The sequence below is a fragment of the Bradyrhizobium pachyrhizi genome, from assembly GCF_001189245.1.
Taxonomy (GTDB): domain Bacteria; phylum Pseudomonadota; class Alphaproteobacteria; order Rhizobiales; family Xanthobacteraceae; genus Bradyrhizobium; species Bradyrhizobium pachyrhizi.
In genome coordinates, this window is record NZ_LFIQ01000039.1 from 42,923 (window position 1) to 45,486 (window position 2,564).

Sequence of the window (2,564 nt, forward strand, 5' to 3'; positions counted from 1 at the left end):
ACGCACCAAAACAAGAATCTTGAGCTTCGTTTCTTGATTCAATCAGAACCGAAGCTCCGGGGGGCCGCAATATGCTGTTGCTTGGCAATGTTCTGGTCGCGGTGGTGGCCATGCTGCACGTCTATTTCCTTGTGCTCGAGATGTTTCTGTGGACCAAACCGCTCGGGCTGAAGACGTTTCGCAACTCGATCGAGAAGGCAAACGATTCTGCGGTGCTCGCCGCCAATCAGGGGCTCTATAACGGCTTCCTCGCCGCCGGACTGATCTGGGGCCTCATACATGGCAATCCGGCCTTCGCGTTCCAGATCAAGACATTTTTCCTGCTCTGCGTGATTGTCGCCGGTGCCTATGGCGCCGCCACCGTCAGCCGTCGCATTCTTTATGTGCAGGCGGCTCCCGCTGGGTTGGCGCTGATCCAGCTCTGGCTGGCCTAAAGCGCGGGCGCGCTTTTGTTTTCTTGAGCATGATCCACTCGGAAAACCGCTTCACACTTTCCGGATCATGCTCAAACGCGACATCGCGCGCAGGGTGCATCGTCTTGCAATGGCCCAGCCGTTCCTCCATCATCCCGTGCAACGGTGACATCCGCCGGCCTGAGCTTGCGGACAAGATCACCGGCAAGAGGGAGGTCACGGACATGAGAAGCGTGCAATTGCTCGCTGCGACGGCGCTTGCGATCGCGTTGTCGGTTACATCGGCCACCGCGCAGAAGAAATACGACATCGGCGCGACCGACACCGAGATCAAGATCGGCCAGACCGTGCCGTTCTCCGGCCCCGCATCCGCCTATGCCGGCATCGGCAAAACCCAGGCGGCCTATATGAAAATGATCAACGATCAGGGCGGCATCAACGGCCGCAAGCTGAACCTGATCCAGTATGACGACGCCTATTCGCCGCCGAAAGCGGTCGAGCAGGTACGCAAGCTCGTCGAGGGAGACGAGGTGCTGTTCACGTTCCAGATCATCGGCACGCCGTCGAATGCCGCCGTGCAGAAATATCTGAATGCCAGGAAGGTGCCGCAGCTGCTCGCCTCCACCGGCGCCTCGCGCTTCTCCGACCCGCAGAACGCGCCATGGACGATCGCGTTCAACCCGAATTACCAGTCCGAGGGGCGCATCTACGCCAAATACATCCTGGCCAATCACCCGAACGCCAAGATCGGCATCTTCTACCAGAACGACGATCTCGGCCGCGACTACATCACCGGCCTGAAGAGCGGGCTCGGCGACAAGGCCGCGAGCATGATCGTCACCGAGGTGTCCTACGAGCTGACCGACCCGACGGTCGATTCCCAGATCGTGAAGCTGAAGGCCGCCGGGGTCGATCTGGTCTATGACGCCTCGACACCGAAATTCGCCGCGCAGGCGATCCGCAAGATCGCCGATCTCAACTGGAACCCGGTGCACATCCTCGACATCAATGCGAGCCCGGTGTCGGCGACGCTGAAGCCGGCCGGCCTCGACATCTCCAAGGGCATCATCTCGACCAATTACGGCAAGGATCCCGCCGACCCGCAGTGGAAGGACGATCCCGGCGTGAAGGCCTACTTCGCCTTCATGGACAAGTATTATCCGGAAGGCGACAAGCTCAACACCGTCAACACCTACGGCTACTCGACGGCCGAGCTGCTGATCCAGGTGCTCAAGCAGTGCGGCGACGACCTCACCCGCGACAACCTGATGAAGCAGGTGACCAGCCTGAAGAAGTTCGTGCCGAGCCTTGCGCTGCCGGGCATGTCGATCACGACGGGACCGAACGACTACCGCATCAACAAGCAGATGCAGATGATGAAGTTCAACGGCGAGCGCTGGGAGCTGTTCGGCCCGATCATCGAGGACACCGGCCCGGCGGGCTAGCCAGTTCGCCGCGCCGACGTGACGTGATCGAGGTCGCGCATCTCAAGTACACTGTCGTCCCGGCGAAGGCCGGGACCCATACGCCGCGGCTTGTGTTGGAGATGGGATTCGTCGTTCAAGCATCGCAAGGCAATCGACAGTCGTGGTAATGGGTCCCGGCCTTCGCCGGGACGACGCTGAGTTTGTTGCTGCCAGCAGGACGGCAAAGTGGAGCCGGGAACGAAGCTCTCGGCAAACTTCTACTTTGTTCATCCGATTACCATCACCGCCCTGCCGACCGAGCGATGTGGCCGACGGGCTTTATTGTTTCGCATCGCCCCCTACTTTGGTTGACTGAAATCGCTCACCTTTTCGGCAGCGTTCGTCTTGCGTTGCAACAACGGTTCCTCCAGTATCCCGGCCCAGCGATGGCGACCGCGGGACCTTGATCCCGCGGACAAGATCATCGGCCAACCATCAGTCACGTGAGGGAAACAGCACTATGAGGAACGGGATTTTCCACCTGGTCACGGGAACGGCGCTCGCGATCGCGCTGTCAGCAACGTCGGCCTTTGCCCAGAAGAAGTACGATCCGGGCGCGAGCGACACCGAGATCAAGATCGGCCAGACCGTCCCCTTCTCTGGACCGGCCTCCGCCTATGCCTCGATCGGCAAGACCCAGGCGGCTTACTTCAAGATGATCAACGATCAGGGCGGCATCAACGGC

Annotated in this window: 2 protein-coding genes and 1 pseudogene; all 3 read left to right on the forward strand. The window is 60.3% G+C overall.

Annotation, left to right across the window (positions count from 1 at the left end; translation table 11 throughout):
* The first annotated feature begins 71 nt into the window (after window positions 1-71).
* Entirely contained in the window at window positions 72-434 is a 363-nt protein-coding gene (locus AKL29_RS05050; protein WP_152977442.1) for a DUF1304 domain-containing protein, read from the forward strand.
* 203 nt (window positions 435-637) lie between these two features.
* Complete coding sequence (locus AKL29_RS05055; protein WP_028335619.1) at window positions 638-1,858, forward strand: ABC transporter substrate-binding protein; 1,221 nt, start codon at window positions 638-640, stop codon at window positions 1,856-1,858.
* Window positions 1,859-2,339: 481 nt separating this feature from the next.
* Window positions 2,340-2,564 (forward strand): annotated as a pseudogene (locus AKL29_RS44440) (ABC transporter substrate-binding protein); the annotation flags it as partial.

Bases quoted from the DNA above. Each gene is read 5' to 3' on its own strand.
- AKL29_RS05055 (WP_028335619.1), top strand. From the start codon at position 638: ATGAGAAGCGTGCAATTGCTCGCTGCGACGGCGCTTGCGATCGCGTTG.
- AKL29_RS05050 (WP_152977442.1), top strand. From the start codon at position 72: ATGCTGTTGCTTGGCAATGTTCTGGTCGCGGTGGTGGCCATGCTGCAC.